Annotated in this window: 16 protein-coding genes and 1 riboswitch; of the genes, 12 read left to right on the top strand and 4 right to left on the bottom strand. The window is 47.4% G+C overall.

Annotated elements, in window-relative coordinates; genetic code table 11:
* Window positions 1-18 precede the first annotated feature (18 nt).
* Both SB24_RS13525 and SB24_RS13520 read left to right on the top strand, forming a co-directional pair.
* Window positions 19-957, top strand: a complete 939-nt coding sequence (locus tag SB24_RS13525; protein WP_039253888.1) for an iron-hydroxamate ABC transporter substrate-binding protein — start codon at window positions 19-21, stop codon at window positions 955-957.
* A gap of 146 nt (window positions 958-1,103) precedes the next feature.
* Window positions 1,104-2,018 carry a class I SAM-dependent methyltransferase gene (locus tag SB24_RS13520; RefSeq protein ID WP_039253886.1) on the top strand — a complete coding sequence of 305 codons (915 nt, stop codon included), beginning with the start codon at window positions 1,104-1,106 and terminating at the stop codon, window positions 2,016-2,018.
* Window positions 2,019-2,070: 52 nt separating this feature from the next.
* Here SB24_RS13520 and SB24_RS13515 read toward each other — a convergent pair whose 3' ends face one another.
* Window positions 2,071-3,483 carry an amino acid permease gene (locus SB24_RS13515; protein WP_007410036.1) on the bottom strand — a complete coding sequence of 471 codons (1,413 nt, stop codon included), beginning with the start codon at window positions 3,481-3,483 and terminating at the stop codon, window positions 2,071-2,073.
* A gap of 110 nt (window positions 3,484-3,593) precedes the next feature.
* Window positions 3,594-3,774: riboswitch (Lysine riboswitch) on the bottom strand.
* A gap of 121 nt (window positions 3,775-3,895) precedes the next feature.
* The gene (sspJ, locus tag SB24_RS13510; RefSeq protein ID WP_007410034.1) at window positions 3,896-4,036 is read right to left on the bottom strand and encodes a small acid-soluble spore protein SspJ; all 141 of its coding nucleotides are present in this window, start codon (window positions 4,034-4,036) and stop codon (window positions 3,896-3,898) included.
* A 183-nt stretch (window positions 4,037-4,219) separates the two neighbouring features.
* Between sspJ and SB24_RS13505 the strand changes: the two genes are divergently transcribed.
* On the top strand, window positions 4,220-4,702 hold the full coding sequence (locus SB24_RS13505; RefSeq protein WP_039253882.1) for a metal-dependent hydrolase: 483 nt from the start codon (window positions 4,220-4,222) through the stop codon (window positions 4,700-4,702).
* A 41-nt stretch (window positions 4,703-4,743) separates the two neighbouring features.
* On the top strand, window positions 4,744-6,600 hold the full coding sequence (locus SB24_RS13500) for an LTA synthase family protein (protein WP_039253879.1): 1,857 nt from the start codon (window positions 4,744-4,746) through the stop codon (window positions 6,598-6,600).
* 30 nt (window positions 6,601-6,630) lie between these two features.
* Here SB24_RS13500 and SB24_RS13495 read toward each other — a convergent pair whose 3' ends face one another.
* On the bottom strand, window positions 6,631-7,557 hold the full coding sequence (locus SB24_RS13495) for a substrate-binding domain-containing protein (RefSeq protein WP_039253878.1): 927 nt from the start codon (window positions 7,555-7,557) through the stop codon (window positions 6,631-6,633).
* A 117-nt stretch (window positions 7,558-7,674) separates the two neighbouring features.
* On the opposite strand from SB24_RS13495, the gene modA reads away from it, so the two are divergent.
* The 7 genes from modA (at window position 7,675) to SB24_RS13460 (ending at window position 14,307) form a co-directional block, all read left to right on the top strand.
* Window positions 7,675-8,472: a molybdate ABC transporter substrate-binding protein gene (gene modA / locus SB24_RS13490; RefSeq protein ID WP_039253875.1), complete on the top strand. Its 798-nt coding sequence runs from the start codon at window positions 7,675-7,677 to the stop codon at window positions 8,470-8,472.
* Window positions 8,453-9,136 carry a molybdate ABC transporter permease subunit gene (modB, locus tag SB24_RS13485; protein ID WP_039253873.1) on the top strand — a complete coding sequence of 228 codons (684 nt, stop codon included), beginning with the start codon at window positions 8,453-8,455 and terminating at the stop codon, window positions 9,134-9,136. The genes modA and modB overlap by 20 nt, the downstream gene beginning before the upstream one ends.
* A 94-nt stretch (window positions 9,137-9,230) precedes the next feature.
* Complete coding sequence (locus SB24_RS13480; RefSeq protein ID WP_007410028.1) at window positions 9,231-9,878, top strand: response regulator transcription factor; 648 nt, start codon at window positions 9,231-9,233, stop codon at window positions 9,876-9,878.
* Entirely contained in the window at window positions 9,875-10,987 is a 1,113-nt protein-coding gene (locus tag SB24_RS13475) for a sensor histidine kinase (RefSeq protein ID WP_052250236.1), read from the top strand. The genes SB24_RS13480 and SB24_RS13475 overlap by 4 nt, the downstream gene beginning before the upstream one ends.
* A 119-nt stretch (window positions 10,988-11,106) precedes the next feature.
* A complete protein-coding gene (locus SB24_RS13470; protein WP_020956334.1) occupies window positions 11,107-12,042 on the top strand; it encodes an ABC transporter ATP-binding protein in 936 nt (311 codons plus the stop codon).
* Window positions 12,043-12,065: 23 nt separating this feature from the next.
* Window positions 12,066-13,160 carry an ABC transporter permease gene (locus SB24_RS13465; RefSeq protein WP_039253870.1) on the top strand — a complete coding sequence of 365 codons (1,095 nt, stop codon included), beginning with the start codon at window positions 12,066-12,068 and terminating at the stop codon, window positions 13,158-13,160.
* A 1-nt stretch (window position 13,161) separates the two neighbouring features.
* The gene (locus SB24_RS13460; RefSeq protein WP_039253868.1) at window positions 13,162-14,307 is read left to right on the top strand and encodes an ABC transporter permease; all 1,146 of its coding nucleotides are present in this window, start codon (window positions 13,162-13,164) and stop codon (window positions 14,305-14,307) included.
* A 32-nt stretch (window positions 14,308-14,339) separates the two neighbouring features.
* On the opposite strand, the gene SB24_RS13455 is transcribed toward SB24_RS13460, so the two are convergent.
* Window positions 14,340-15,170, bottom strand: coding sequence for an aldo/keto reductase (locus SB24_RS13455; RefSeq protein WP_007410023.1), 831 nt, complete (start codon window positions 15,168-15,170; stop codon window positions 14,340-14,342).
* Window positions 15,171-15,391: 221 nt separating this feature from the next.
* Between SB24_RS13455 and SB24_RS13450 the strand changes: the two genes are divergently transcribed.
* Window positions 15,392-15,877 (top strand): hypothetical protein, encoded by a 486-nt coding sequence (locus SB24_RS13450; RefSeq protein ID WP_039253864.1) that lies wholly within the window; start codon window positions 15,392-15,394, stop codon window positions 15,875-15,877.
* The last annotated feature ends 21 nt before the right edge of the window (window positions 15,878-15,898 follow it).

Genomic DNA, 15,898 nt, shown 5'->3' with positions numbered 1-15,898 from the left:
TGAAAGAAGGAATGTCAGATGTTCCATACATACAAGAAAATCGGCGCAGCGCTGATTGCCATGCTGCTCATCGCCGCTTTGGCCGCATGCGGCAATTCTTCAGACACGAAAGGTTCTTCTGAAAAAGAAGAAACCATCACGTATAAAGCCGAAAACGGCAATATTAAAATTCCGAAGCACCCGAAACGGGTCGTCGTCATGGCTGACGGCTACTACGGCGACTTTAAACAGCTCGGCATCAATGTTGTCGGCGCGCCGCAAAACGTATTTAAAAACCCTTATTACAAAGGGAAAACAAAAGGTGTGACAAACATCGGCGACGGCACGTCCGTTGAAAAAATCATTGACTTAAAGCCGGATTTAATCGTGGTCTGGACGACACAAGGCGCCGATATTGAAAAACTGGAAAAAATCGCGCCGACCATCGCCATTAAATATGACAAGCTCAGCAACATTGATCAATTCAAAGAGTTTGCGAAAATGACAGGCACTGAAGATAAAGCAAACAAATGGCTGGCTGAATGGGACAAGAAAACCGCTGCCGCTAAAACAAAGGTTCAAAAAGCGGTCGGGTCAAAAACCATCTCCATCATGCAGACAAACGGAAAAGACATCTATGTATTCGGTAAAGACTTCGGCCGCGGCGGAAGCATCATTTATGACAAACTCGGGCTGAAGGCCACAAAACTGACGCAGGAAAAAGCCATTAATCAAGGGCCGGGCTACGCCAGCATTTCACTCGAGAAACTGCCTGACTTCGCGGGAGACTACATCTTTATGGGGCCATGGCAGGCCGGCGGTGACGACAAAGGCGTGCTTGACAGCTCAATCTGGAAGAACCTCGATGCCGTCAAACAAAACCATGTCTACCGCATTGATCCGATCGGCTTCTATTTCTCAGACCCGATCTCACTTGAAGGCCAGCTCGACTACATCACAAAAAGCTTAACAAAGTAACCCCGAAGCCGCTGTCACAGCGGCTTTTTATTACGCTTAAAACTTGACAAAAAAATTTATTTATGCTATAATTTACATTTTTGGATTAACATGTATAATAAGATTCTCCCGGCCGGAGATTGATGTAAATAACGGAGGATCTTTATATGAAAGAAAACAAGGCGAGTATGACTTCCCTGCTGTCCGCTTTCGGAAGGGCGTACCACAGTAAATACGACACCCCGGTGATATTTGGTGATTTTATGGCACAAGATCTGATTTCCGAAAAAGAGCATTCGGACATCCGCGATCATCTGATTCAAGGTATATCATTTTTCAGTAAAGACATGGCACAGAGGCTTCAAGGCCAACCGAATGACATCTTAAAATGGGTGACTCAAGTACAGCTGTCTCCTACACCGTTAGCCCGTGCCGCATATTGTGAAGAAGTGCTTTTGAATGAAGTGAAGCTCGGGGCCAAACAGTATGTTATCCTTGGCGCGGGGCTGGATACTTTCTGTTTCAGGCATCCTGAGATGACAAACGCCTTAGACATATTTGAAATCGATCATCCCGCTTCACAGGAAGACAAAATAAACAGATTGAAACATCTAAATCTCGACATTTCCCATCATCTTCATTTTGTACCGATGGACTTCGCCGCTTCGCTTTCTTTCAGCCGTCTGTATCAGGAAGGTTTTTCACGCCAAAAAACCTTTTTCAGCCTGCTCGGTGTGTCATACTATCTTACGAAAGAGCATCTCGCCCGCCTGCTCACACAATTATTTGCCGAAGTCCCGCCAGGAAGCTCTATCGTGTTTGATTATGCAGATGAGTCGCTCTTTGAAGAAAGAGGACTGTCAAACAGAGTGGAAAACATGGTGAAAATGGCTGCAGCAAGCGGAGAACCGATGTTATCGTGTTTCAGTTATAAAGAAATCGAAAAAATATTAGAATCATCAGGTCTGCTTATTTATGAACATTTATCTCCGGCGGACGTCAATGACCGTTTTTTCAGCGGACGCACTGACCATTTAACCGCATTCGAGACCATTCATTATATACATGCCGTCAAAAAGTAATCAGCTGCCGCAAACAAAAAAAGACATCTCACAGACGTGAGATGTCTTTTTGTCATACCGATTGTCTGTTATTTGCAAATTTCTTTGAGACGAAAGGATATAACAGCAAACCGACGAAAAACAGCCCGATACCGAGAATAAAGGTCGTTAAATCGGCCGTTCCGGTAATAATGACATAAAAAGAATAAATGCAGGCAAGGATGGCGATGATACCGTCTCTTACTCTTGAACCCTTTATCTCGTCATACGTTTCACCCGTAAAAATGAGCTTCAGGCTGTAAAACGCTGACACGAGATACGGAATCAGATAAGCGAGCGTCGCCGCCGTCGTTAAAAACGTAAACGCGTCACTGATCGTCCGGGAAATAACTGAAAAGATAAAGATCTGTGACATCACGTTCGTTACGATTAACGACACAACCGGGCTGCCCTGTTTATTCGTTTTTGCAAAAGCAGCGGGAAAGTCTCCTGATTTCGCCGCTTGATACGGAACTTCAGAGCCGAGAAGAATCCAGCCGAGCATCGTTCCGAACAGACACAAAATCGCCAGAATCGCCATGATGACGCTTCCCGCATTGCCGACGATCGCGTACAATACGTCAACAAACGGTTTTTCCGAGCCGACAAGCTTACCATGCGGAAGCACGCCCATCGTAATCAATGTCACGATGATATAGATGCCAAGCGCGATCAATAATCCGGTAATGGTGGCGCGTTTCACGTCACGCTGCGAACGGGCGCGCCCGGATAAAATGACTGCCGATTCAATTCCGACGAACGCCCATAATGTTGAAATCGCCGCATTGTGGATCTGTCCGCCGATTCCCTCAACTGTGTGAGGACCTGTTTGAACCGGAAAATAAAAATGATCGAAAAACGACGTTTGAAACACAAATAAACCTGCAATGATAAAGAAGATAAATCCTAATACTTTTGAAAACGTCGTGACGAAATTTAATTTACTCGCACCGTTAATGCTGGTGACGAGAATCGTGTGAGTGCCCCATAATAAAACCGTACATACGGCAAACGTCAGCAGCTGGCCGAGCGTAACCGCCTGACCGCCGATCGAAAACATTTCACGCTTATCCGTTAAAATCGGGAAAAATGATGTTAAATATCCGGCAAGGCTCGTGATGATCGCCACGTTGCTGATCCAGCTCGCCACCCAGTAGCCCCAGACCATCGTGAAGCCCGCTGCATTCCCTTTTTTCCGATCGCTGAACAGCGCACGCGCATAGCTTTGCGGCCCCGCCGTCAGCTCAGGCTTGCGGATGGATAAGTGGCCGAAGACCAGCGCGATCATTAACACACCGGCTCCCGTTAAAAGCCATGCCGATGTAGCGCCGAACGGGCTCGCGATTTTTGCGAGCGTACTCGGAAGCGAAAAGATGCCCGAGCCTACCATATTTCCTACGACAAACGCCGTTAATAACCAAAAACCCCATTTTTTCGTCTGTTCCATTCCTGTACCTCCTGGTTGTTCATTCGTACGGACCAGACCCCGAGATCATATTTACACGCAAAAAAAGCCTGAACAAAAGTCCATGCTTAAAGAAACACACACACCCTTGATCTCCGGATAGCCCTCCGCGAAAAAGCACGCGGCAGTCCTGCACTTATTCAGATACAGTCCCAGCATAAAGAAGGATCGGCTTTCTTTACACTTCGGCGCTGATGCCTTTAACACATGTTTTACGGCCCCTATCAGCCTGGCATGTGCGACTCATCATCAAGCGCAACCTCTACCTCACCGAGAAAGAGTGAGGATTTTTATCATTCAATTCTACTCAGAGGTTATCAGAGATAAAAAGATCTGTCAAAGGGAAAAATTAGATGAAAACGGATAGAGCGTTCGCCCTACCCGTCTTATATGGTCAGCGGTTGTTTTTTTTCTTTTGAACAGCTTCTTGAAGCGGATCGTCTTTCAGAGCTGCACCGGCGTCTTCAAGCGCGCCTTGAATGACGTTTTTGTTTTTATCGCTGTTTTTTCCTTTTTCTTTGTTAAAGAAAGCCATCTGTATCACCTCTTTATCAAATATAGGTACACCTATAATGTGTCTTTTTCCGCGGCAGAATATGCGGAATCCCCGTCTCCTTCCTTTTGGCGGAACAGGTAAAGTTTGTTGATCAAACATGCATTCTCTTGATATATTTGTAATTCAGGGGATTTTGGCAAAAATAAAAAGGAGAAGCGAAAAATGACAGGAAAAACACACATCATGGGAGGCATCGCTTCTTGTTCCGCAATTGCGTATTATTACGGGTATGATCCGGTCCTTATGACCTCAGCGGGTGCCCTCGGGGCGCTGATTCCCGACATATGCCATACGAAAAGCAAAATTGGCAGAACGCTGCCCGTTCTGTCCAAAATCGTAAGCACGGTGTTCGGCCACAGAACGTTTACACACAGCCTGCTGTTTATGCTTATTATGTTTTTCATTACGGCAACCTATATTCCGAATCCGAGCATTTCCGCCGGACTGATGATCGGAATGGCGAGTCATCTTGTGCTTGACGCATGGACCGTCAACGGCATTAAACTGCTGTTTCCGTCCGCCATCCACTTCCGTCTTCCCCTTTATATGAGAACGGGGAGTTTTTCGGAGCAGCTTGTGCTGGCCGGCTTAACGATTGTATCCTGCTATTATTTATACGAACTGGTTCACGGCCGCATCTCTTAAACAAAAAGCATCTTTCGCTTTTAGGGTGAGGAGTCATACATATGAAGAAAACCTTTTTCAGCAATCATCGGTTTTTATGCCTGTCCATCCTGTTCATGTGGATGAAAACCTATGCCGTTTATAAGCTCGGTTTTGATCTGCAGAACAACTCGGTTCTTGAGGAATGTCTGCTTCTCATTAATCCGCTGAGCTTCATTGTGCCGCTGTTCGGCATCGCCCTCTTGCTGACAGAAAAAAAACAGCGGATCTTTCTGCTTTCGGCAAATGTGATGCTGACGGGGATTTTAATCGCGAATACGGTGTTTTACGGGTTTTATATTGATTTTATCACCATACCGGTTTTGTTTCAGGCGAGCAATATGGGTGATATGGGAAGCAGCGTCCAAGAGCTGTTTCACCCGCTTTATATCGCTTTATTTTTGGATATTGCGGTTTTGTTTTACCTTGGTAAAAGGCACAAAGCCGATAAAGGGAAAGCCAGCACCCGTACCGTTAAAGCGTATGCGTGGGCATCAGCCGGCCTCATGCTGTGCAACCTTGCGCTGTCTGAGGCCGAGCAGCCGAAGCTGTTCAAGCACCCTTTTGATCGTGAAGCGCTCGTAAAAGGAATCGGCCTGTTCCACTTTCATTTGTATGACACCATTTCGCAGACGCTGAATGCAGGAGCTAAAGCGTTTGCCGACGAAGACAGCCTTGCTGCGGTCGCGAATTACACTCAAGCCGACTACAGCAGGCCGTCCGAATCAAAGTTCGGGCTCGCAAAGGGGCGCAATGTGATTTTTGTTACGCTCGAATCAACACAGCGTTTTGTAATGGATGAGCGGGTCAACGGGCGGGAGATTACCCCGTTTTTAAATAAACTGCGAAAAAAAAGTTATGACTTCACTCATTTTTATCAGCAGACTGAACAGGGAAAAACCTCAGATTCAGAATTCATTACTGCGAATTCGCTGTATCCGTCTTCAAGCGGCGCCGTTTTTTTCACAAAAAGCGGCCACCGGTTCAATACGATGTACCATATGTTAAAAGACCGTCAATACTATTCAGCCGTTCTGCATGCCAATCATAAGGCCTTTTGGAACCGGGATGAGATGTACGGGGCATTCGGAATCGACCGTTTTTTCGACGCGGATGAATTTAAGGTGACACAGGAAAATTCAACAGGCTGGGGCCTGAAGGATAAGGAATTTCTCGAACAGTCAGCGGAAAAATTAAAGAAGCTTCCGCAGCCGTTTTACGCGAGCCTGCTGACTTTGACCAACCATTTTCCTTTTGAAATTGATAAACAGGATCAGCTCATTGAAGAACCGGACACAAGCAGCGAGTTATTAAACCGCTATGTGACGACGGTCCGCTATGAAGATGAGGCCCTGAAACACTTTTTCAAGAAGCTGAAAAAAGAAGGACTGTATGACAACGCGATGATCGTTCTGATGGGAGATCATTACGGTATATCCGAAGCCCATAATCAAGGACTTGCCGAATTCTTAGGGAAAGAGGAAATCACTCCGTTTGATACGGTTCAGCTTCAGCGCGTGCCGTTTATCATTCATATTCCCGGGGTAACCGACCGTGCGCCGGAAACGATTGCTTCGGCCGCGGGACAGGTTGATGTAAGACCGACGCTGCTTCACCTGCTCGGCATTGAAACGAAAGGCAGCATTCAGTTCGGCAATGATCTGTTTTCCGGAGAGCGGACGCCGTTTGCGGTGCTGAGAAACGGCAGCTTTATCACGGATGATCATATTTATACGAAAAATACGTGTTACAGCCGTAAAACGGGTGAACCGCTTTCTGACATGAGCGCGTGCAGCGATGAGAAAGAAAAAGCGGAACAAGAGCTGATGCTTTCCGATAAAATATTAAACGGCGACCTGCTGCGGTTTTATAAGCAATAAAAAAATCCCTCCGTTATATGGAGGGATTTTTCATGTTTCATATATGAGCCGTCCGGTCATTTTCGTATCATATCCGGATAATTGAGAAAGCTGAGACTTGAATTCCTCAGAATTGAGAATGTCCTGCACGCTTTGAACAAGCTCCCGGTTTTGTTTTAAGACGACCACATCGTACTGCTCACTGATCACCGGGATAAAGTCCGTGCCCGCCATATGCGCCGCATGCTGCGACCCGACTCCGATATCCGCCTTTCCGCTTGATACTTGTGAAGCCGCTGACAGATGATCCGTGACAATGTCATGATAGCCGGCGACATCAGACGGCGTAATGCCGAAAGATCTGAGCTGTTCATCCAGCAGCACCCTCGCGCCTGATCCTTTTTCGCGATTGACGATACGGACATCCTTTCGGCTCAAATCCTGAAAGCCCTGAATGTACAGCGGATTTCCCTTTTTCACATATAATCCGGCTTGCCGCAGCACGACATGAAAAAGCGCAAACGGCTCCCCTGAAAGAATGCGCTTCACATACGGGATGTTATACTGCCCCGTCTCCCCATCGTACAAATGCAGACTGACGATGTCACAAGCTCCGCGGTACATCTCGATCAGGCTGTTCAAACTGCCGCTGTACTTGCGGAGCGGAGCCGCCTGTATTGTTTGTTCCAGCTGTTTGCTGAGGAGGTCCATCGACACATCCTGCCCGCTGATGATAACGGACTGCCTTTTTTCCGGCTCCCGCCCGCGGGACGGGTCAGGCGCTTCTGCTGCGGATGGCTTTTTTGACATTCTCATGTTTGCTTTATATTGTTTTAAGTCCTCTTCATCGACCCTCATCTGTCTTCCGACCCTGTACGCCGGAATGAGTCCTTTTTTTATCAAATCATATACTGTCAGTTTGGAGACCTTCAAAAGGCCCGCAACTTCTTCTATTGTATAGGAAGTGGCTTCTGTCATATTATCACGCTCCGTTTTTATTATAACTGTTCAGATATTGAAAAAAAACCGCACCATCACGTACAATTGCGTTATAATTAGTTTGATCTAATGATATTTAGCTATAAGGGGTGCACAATGTTGAAAAAGAAAGCGACACTACTCACAACTGCGGCTATGGCCGTTTTCCTGGCAACTGCGGGCTGCTCATCCGGACAATCGTCCAAAGGCGGACAAAACGAAAAAGTCACGCTGACCGTTTCTGCGGCAGCCAGCGCTCAGGATGCACTTGAAGAAATCCAGACCAACTACGAAAAATCACATTCAAACGTAACCATTCAAGACAACTTCGGATCATCAGGCACATTGCAAAAACAAATTTCACAAGGCGCGGGAGCTGATTTATTCTTCTCGGCAGCCGAAGATAAATTCGAAAAGCTCGTTCATGACGGAGATATCGACAAAAAGGACAGCACGGATCTTTTGAAAAATGATCTCGTCATGATCGTGCCTGAGAAAAACAGCGCACACCTGACACATCTGAATGACCTGAAAAAAGACAGCGCGGAAAAAATCGCGCTCGGCACGCCTGAATCCGTTCCGGCCGGACAATACGCCAAACAGTCATTGACGGCATTATCCCTGTGGAACAAGGTAAAAGATAAAGTCGTCTATGCAAAAGACGTTCGCCAGGTGCTTTCTTATGTTGAAACCGGAAATGTCGATGCCGGGCTTGTCTATAAAACAGACGCGCTGATTTCGAAAAAGGTGAAAATCACCGATGAAGCGCCGGCGAAAACGCACGATCCGATCGTTTATCCGCTCGGCATCGTCAAGGATACAAAGCACCGTAAAGAAGCAGAAGCGTTTTATCAGTATCTGCAGTCAGATGAAGCAATGAAAGTGTTTAAGAAATATGGATTTACTGCCAAGTAACATTACGGCTTCGGAATTTTTCACCCCAGTCGTATTGTCTTTTGAGGTGGCTTTGGCATCAGGCATCGCCGTCATCATTCTCGGGACGCTTGCCGGCGCCTGGATGGCGAAAGCGCAATTTCCCGGAAAAACGGCTGTGGAGACCCTGTTTATGCTCCCGCTTGTTCTTCCGCCTACCGTTGTCGGCTTCATTCTCATTATTATTTTCGGGAAACACAGCTTTATCGGCCGGGCGATTGAGCGGATTTTTCACCAGCCCGTCATTTTCACGTGGTCGGCCGCGGTGATCGCTTCGGCCATTGTTGCCTTCCCGCTTATGTATCAGTCCGCTAAAACGGGCTTCGCCGCGGTTGATGCTGACATCGAGGGAGCGGCGAAAGTAGACGGAGCCGGCAGGTGGCAGGTGTTCACCCGTATTTCCGTCCCGCTTGCCTTTCCCTCCCTCTTGACCGGAAGCATTCTCAGTATTGCACGTGCGCTAGGTGAATTCGGGGCGACTTTAATGTTTGCGGGAAATATTCCCGGTGTCACCCAAACGCTGCCGACAGCGATTTACGTCGCGATGGACTCCGGCAATGAAACACTCGCCTGGGTGTGGGTGATCTGTATTGTAATCATTTCTTTCCTGATGCTGTTTTTCATCCAATTGAAAAAACCCGCTTGACCGATCCGCCTTCCGCGCACCTTTCGCCGGGAGGCTTTTTGATTTAAAATCGGATGGTATATAATGAAACAAAAAACACACAAAGGGTGCGGCCATGAAGATTAATGTCATTATCGCGGATGATAATTCTTTCATCAGAGAAGGAATGAAAATCATTTTGCATACATATGAGGAATTTACTGTATCGGCAACGTTGGAAAATGGCCTGGAGGCGGCAGAGTATTGTAAACACAATCCCGTCGATATCGCCTTGCTGGACGTCCGCATGCCGGTGATGAACGGCGTCGAAGCCGCAAAACGGATCGCTGAGGAAACGGATACGAAGCCTATGATCCTGACGACATTTGACGACGATGAGTATATTTTAGAAGCGATTAAAAACGGCGCGAAAGGATATTTATTAAAAAATACCGAACCGGAACGGATACGCGATGCGATCAAAAGCGTTTTCAACGGACACAGCATTCTTCAGGACACCGTGCTGGATAAAATAAAAGACAGCCTTTTCCGGCCGGCGGAAGCCGCGCATCAGATTGATGAAAGCCAGTTTACTGAAAGAGAGCTCAGCATCATGTCGCTTATTGCGAAAGGACTGTCGAACAGGGAAATTTCAAAACAGCTTTTCATTTCTGAAGGGACGACGGCCAATTATATTTCATCTATTTTAGGGAAAACGGGGCTTGAGCACAGAACGCAGATCGCGATTTATTATATCACCGGGAAGGTGGATAACGGGCGTTGAACGGTATGGATTTTTGGATGCTGATGAGCAGACTGATCGCCATTTTTTATACGGCTTTTTTGTTTGTATCGGCAGACCGCCCTTACACACCGTACGCCGTCTTGTTTCTGCTCGCTTATCTGTCTTTGGGCATTGCGGTCTGCATGATCAGGCCGCCCGCTTGGAGGCGCGGGGTCACCCTCATGGCGCTGGCATTGACCGCCTGGCTTTCCGCCTTAGGCCATCCGGCGTTTCTATTTCTTTTGCCGCCCGCCATTTTTGCCGTTCTTGCCGAATATCCGGTTCACCGCTATGTGTTCTGCCTGCTCGTGTTTTTGCCGTTTTTATTTGTCCCGTACGGCGACCTTCCGACTTATATCGTCATGACCTTGTTCTGCTTGGCGATATTCGTTTTGGCCGCCCGGTCCAGCGACCGGCTGAAAAAATATGAAGAGCAGTCAGACAATATGCGCTCAAGCATTGAAAAACTGACGAAACAGCTGCACAGCAGCACAGAATATATCAAACAATCGGAGTATACCGGCAAACTCGAAGAAAGAAACAGGTTGTCCCAAGCCATCCATGACAAAATCGGCCATTCCATGACAGGCGCGCTCATTCAGATGGAAGCGGCGAAGCGGATGCTCGGCTCCCATCCGGACAAAGCGGCTGAACTGCTCCAAAACGCCATTACCATTTCCAAAGAAGGCATAGAGGATATCCGCATTACGCTTAAAAATATGAAACCTCCCGCTGAACAAATGGGCATTCACAGATTAAGAACGTTTATTGATGAATTTTCGGCCAAAAACGGGATGCCGGTTCCGTTTACGCATCAAGGCGATTTGGACAGACTGACGCAAATGCATTGGAGAGTCATTCAGGAAAACGTAACCGAAGCCTTGACCAATGCAATGAAATACGCCGATGCCACACAGATTTTCATTGATGTCCATGTGCTGAACAAAGCCGTAAAAGCGGAAGTGAAAGATAACGGAAACGGCGCCGGCCGCTTTAAAAAAGGCCTCGGCATGCTCGGTATGGAAGAACGGGCGGCCGTTTTGCACGGAACCGTTATTTTTGACGGCACGGCCGGTTTTTCCGTCACGACATTGCTTCCGGTTGAATAAGTGAATGTTTTCATGTGAAAAATATGAAGATTCTCATGTCAAAGGAATGAACAGCTGCACTAACGGCCGTTCATTCTTTTTTTTATAATAAGAGCATCATAAGACATAGAGGTGGAAACATGAACATTTTGGAGCTCAAACAGCTGAGTAAGAAATTCGGTGATTATGCCGCCGTTGACCAGATGTCGCTTGCCGTAAAAGAAGGTGAGATTTTCGGGTTTCTCGGCGCAAACGGAGCCGGAAAAAGCACGACGATCAATATGATCTCAGGCCTTTTAAAACCTTCAGGCGGAGACATTCTGTTTCTCGGAAAAGATATTTTCAAATATAGCAAAGCAACGAAAATGAATATCGGCATCGTCCCTCAGGACCTCGCGATTTACGAAGAATTAAACGCCTATGAAAATGTGAAGTTCTTCGCCGGGCTGTACGGCCTGAGAGGGGCGGCTCTGAAAGAACGGGTCGAGGAAGCCCTGACATTCGTCGGCTTGAGCGATAAACACAAATATTTGCCGAAGCATTTTTCCGGCGGAATGAAGCGCAGGCTCAATATTGCGTGCGCTCTTGCCCACCGGCCGAAACTGATCATCATGGATGAACCGACGGTCGGCATTGACCCGCAATCAAGAAATTATATTCTGCAATCAGTGAAAAAGCTGAATGAAATGGGCTGCACGATCATCTACACGAGCCACTACATGGAGGAAGTGGAAGAAATATGCACACGCATCGCCATCATCGACCACGGAAAGGTCATCGCAGAAGGCACAAAAGAACAGCTGACCTCCATCATTACCGACACGAAGGACGTCGTGATTGAGCTGTCATCCGGAAACGGCATCAGCCTCGGCGATATTCAGGAGCTGCCCGGCGTCAGAGCCGCCACACTGGAAGAAAACAGCGTGAAAATCAGCTCTGACACAGGGGTCAACAATTTAAACCGCCTGATCCGGTACTTCATGGACAAAGGAATTGAAATCCGCTCCTTGCAGGAACAGGCCCCTGACTTAGAAACGGTATTTCTCACGCTGACAGGCAGAAGCCTGCGCGACTGACCTCACTGAAAGGAGGATTGCAAATGAATATTCTGCACATCGCCGGGAAAGAAATCAAAATCAGTTTCCGCGACAGACGGACTTTTATTTTCATGCTTGCTTTTCCGATCGTCTTCATGCTGATTTTCACTGCGGCATTATCAAACGCCTTTGATTCAGAGGTGACGGTCGGGAACATCGAGGTCGTATATACGGACCAGTCAAACGGCCCTCTTTCTCATGATTTTACTGAGTTTATGAAAGCCGCCAAAAAAGAGCATGTCTATTTTCAAAAAGCGGACACGGAGGCAAAAGGCAAAAACGAGGTTCGAGAAAATCAGGCGGATGCTTTCGTCACTGTAAAAAACACCGGTTTTCAAGTCTTTACAAATGACCGGAGCGGCATAAACGGCACGATCGTCCAAGGCATGCTGACCGCTTTTACCAATCAATACAAAGCAGGCGCCGCCGCTTACAAGGCGCATAAGGCGCCTTCCGCCGGACAAATCAAAAGCGATTATATGAAGCAGACGTCTTTACACAAAGCGAAAGAACCGAAAGCGAAAGATTTTTACGCGATATCCATGACGACGATGATCGGGCTGTACGCCTCGATTTTTGCAAGCACCTTATTCCGCGGGGAAAGAATACGGCACACCGCAGATCGCCTGATCGCCGCCCCGCTCCGGAAAAGCGATATCTTTCTCGGAAAGATGCTCGGCATTTTGGCTGTGAATGTTCTGACGATTCTTGCCGTTGTCGCCTTCAGCAAATTTATCTTAAAAGCGAATTGGGGCAGCCACATGGGACTTGTGCTTTTGATTCTCGTTTCTGAAATTCTTTTGGCCGTCAGCTTCGGGCTCAGCCTGAGCTATTTGACCAGAAAACCCGAAAGCGCCAGATTAATCACCGTCATCATCGTTCAGGTGATGTCCATTATCGGCGGCGCCTATTACAAATATGAAGGCGGAGGAATTTCCGCCCTGTCGCCCTTATCCTGGATCAATAAGGCGATTAACAACATCATTTACGCAAATGATGTATCAGCGGCATGGCCTGCACTCGGTTTAAATACAGCATTGGCGGCACTCTTTTTGCTGATCGCCGCATTTACGTTTCAAAGACGGGAGGGACTGTAATATGAAAAACTTCTGGTGGCTGTTTGCGCACACTCTCAAAGGGATTACAAAAAGCAAAAAACAGCTCATTCTTTATATCGGGGCTCCGCTGATCGGCGTCTTCCTCTCCTTCATGACCAATGCCAACGGCGGAGCCGAAACGCTCAATATCGGCATTCTCGATCAAGACGGCGGAGAAGTGGCGCAGGATACGGCCGCGTTTTTAAAAGGACTGGATCATGTGAAGATTTCGGAGGAAACGGCTGCGTCCGCCACATCAAAAATCGCTTCAGGAAAAATGGAGGCGCTCATTACGTTTGAAAAAGGCTTCTCCCAAAGCGTAAAAGACGGGAAACCGTCTCACATCGGCATGACCTCGCTGAAAGGCGCCCAGGTCACCGGATATGTCAGCTCTTATTTGTACAATTATATGAACAGCATCGCCTCAATCGGCAAATCCTCCGGCGGAGACGCAAAGGCCTTTCAGGCGATGTACGCCGATTTCAAGCATTCTCCCATTCAAACGGAGTCCGCTGTTTTACAAGATACATCGAACCATAAAGAAATGACCTACTCAGTCATCGGGTATCTCATTATCATTATGCTCTATTCCGCCGGCAACCTGACGGAACTGATGATTAAAGAGAGAGAAAACAGGACATACTACAGGCTTCTGTCAACGCCGATCACATCAAAGCAGTATGTATTGGCGAACGCGGCGGTGAATATCATTATCATGGCCGTCCAAATTCTATTCGCCGTTCTCTTTATGGGCGCCGCTTTTCATATTCATCCGTCATTCCCGCTGTGGCAGCTGTTCGTCCTGATGATGCTGTTTGCATTAAGCGCGATCGGGGTCGCCTTTATTGCCGTCGGTTTTTCCACCAGCAGCGCTTCGGCATCGGCGCTTTTGAATTTGATCGTCGTGCCGACATGCTTGCTGGCCGGCTGCTTCTTTCCGGGCAATATTATGCCGAAAACGGTGCAGACAATCGCCGAATTTCTGCCTCAGCGCTGGGTGCTCGATACGGTGGATCAATTGCAGCAAGGCCGCACGTTCCAAAGCCTGATGCTGAACATCATCATTTTGGGAGCCTTCGCCGCCGCCCTGTTATTAATAGCCGCATACAGGTTCAGCGTAAAACGTCAGACACAGACATTTATGTAAAGAAAAACAGCCCCGTAAAGGGCTGTTTTTTCTTAGAACAGAAGCTCGTCCGGATTCGGGCCGACACGCTCGTCTTTGTTCAATGCGCTGATCTTTTCCATTTCTTCCTGTGACAGTTCGAAATCAAAAATATCGGCATTTTCTATGATGCGGTGCTCTTTAATCGATTTCGGAATGGTAACGACTTCGTTTTGAAGATCCCAGCGCAAAATCACTTGAGCAACCGATTTGTTATGTTTTTCCGCAATTTGTGACAGCACTTCGTTATCGAGAAGCTGTCCCTGCATCAATGGAGACCATGCTTCCACTTGAATGCCCTGCGCTTTGCAGAAATCTCTTACTTCTTTTTGAGTCAGGCGCGGGTGGAATTCAATCTGGTTGACCATCGGCTTGATTTCAGCATCTTTCAGCAGTTCTTCTAAATGATGCACTTGGAAGTTGCTGACGCCGATGGCGCGGATTTTGCCGTCTTTGTACAGCTTTTCAAGAGCGCGCCATGTGTCTTTATATTTATCCTTGCCCGGCCAGTGAATCAGGTAAAGGTCGAGGTAATCGAGGCCGAGGCGCTCAAGGCTTTTCTCAAACGCGTCAAGTGTCGTTTCGTATCCTTGATCTTCATTCCACACTTTTGACGTGATGAACAGCTCTTCTCTGGCAACGCCCGCAGCTCTGATGCCTTCGCCGACACCCTCTTCATTTTTGTAAATAGCCGCCGTATCAATGCTGCGGTAGCCGTTTCTGATTGCCGCTTCGACGGAGTCCGCCGCTACGCTTCCGTTTTCCACCTTGAAGACGCCAAGGCCGAACCACGGCATTTCAACGCCATTATGAAGCTTTACAGTATCTTTTAAGCTTTTTGCCACGTTGAACCATCCTTTCTAGTCATTATGTAAACGGTTATTATTATCTCACATTTCCGCCGTAAGAAACCAATTATACGCTCATCGTTATCACAAAAACCATCTTTAGTGCCCAAGCACCACTTCCGTTATTATTTTCCTATTTTTCAAAAATTCCGGTTAACCGGTTAACTGTCCGGGTAAATCGCTACTGTAGCCACCACACAATTGAAGGAGGAAATCATATGAAACGTATGCGTATCCCGATATCCGTTGCCCTTGGCGCCGCTTTGTCTCTGACTCCTCTGTCCTTTGTATCCGCAAAAGAAACCCCGGTCCCTCAAAACATGGCACAGCAATCATCAGATGTCTCAGCAAAAGATGTCGGATTAAACATTGACGTTGACCTGCTCGGCATCGGCAATTCGATTGCTGACGCGATTAAGTCGGCGCAAAACCGTGACGGCTTCGTCAAAAACTTAATGGAATCTTCATTCTACGCTTCCGGACAAAAATATAACGTCATGGTGTTTAATTTAAGCCAGGAATATGAAGATCATTTTAACGGTGTTCAGTTTTACGGTTCCGCCGTTTATGACGGCATCACGTACGGCATTTGGGTGTTTGAAGACGGAAGCTTCACCAATAAAGGTGATGGCGGCTGGATCAACTGGGCCTTCAGAGGCTGGTTTGACCGCGACGGCGATCACGTCGAATTCCATCGTCCGTAATCAAAAAAAGTCCGGCGACAG

It is taken from the genome of Bacillus sp. Pc3 (genome assembly GCF_000815145.1).
In the GTDB taxonomy this organism is placed as follows: Bacteria; Bacillota; Bacilli; order Bacillales; family Bacillaceae; genus Bacillus; species Bacillus velezensis.
Note: the sequence above shows the minus strand (reverse complement) of the source record. Positions and strands in the feature narration are given on the sequence as shown.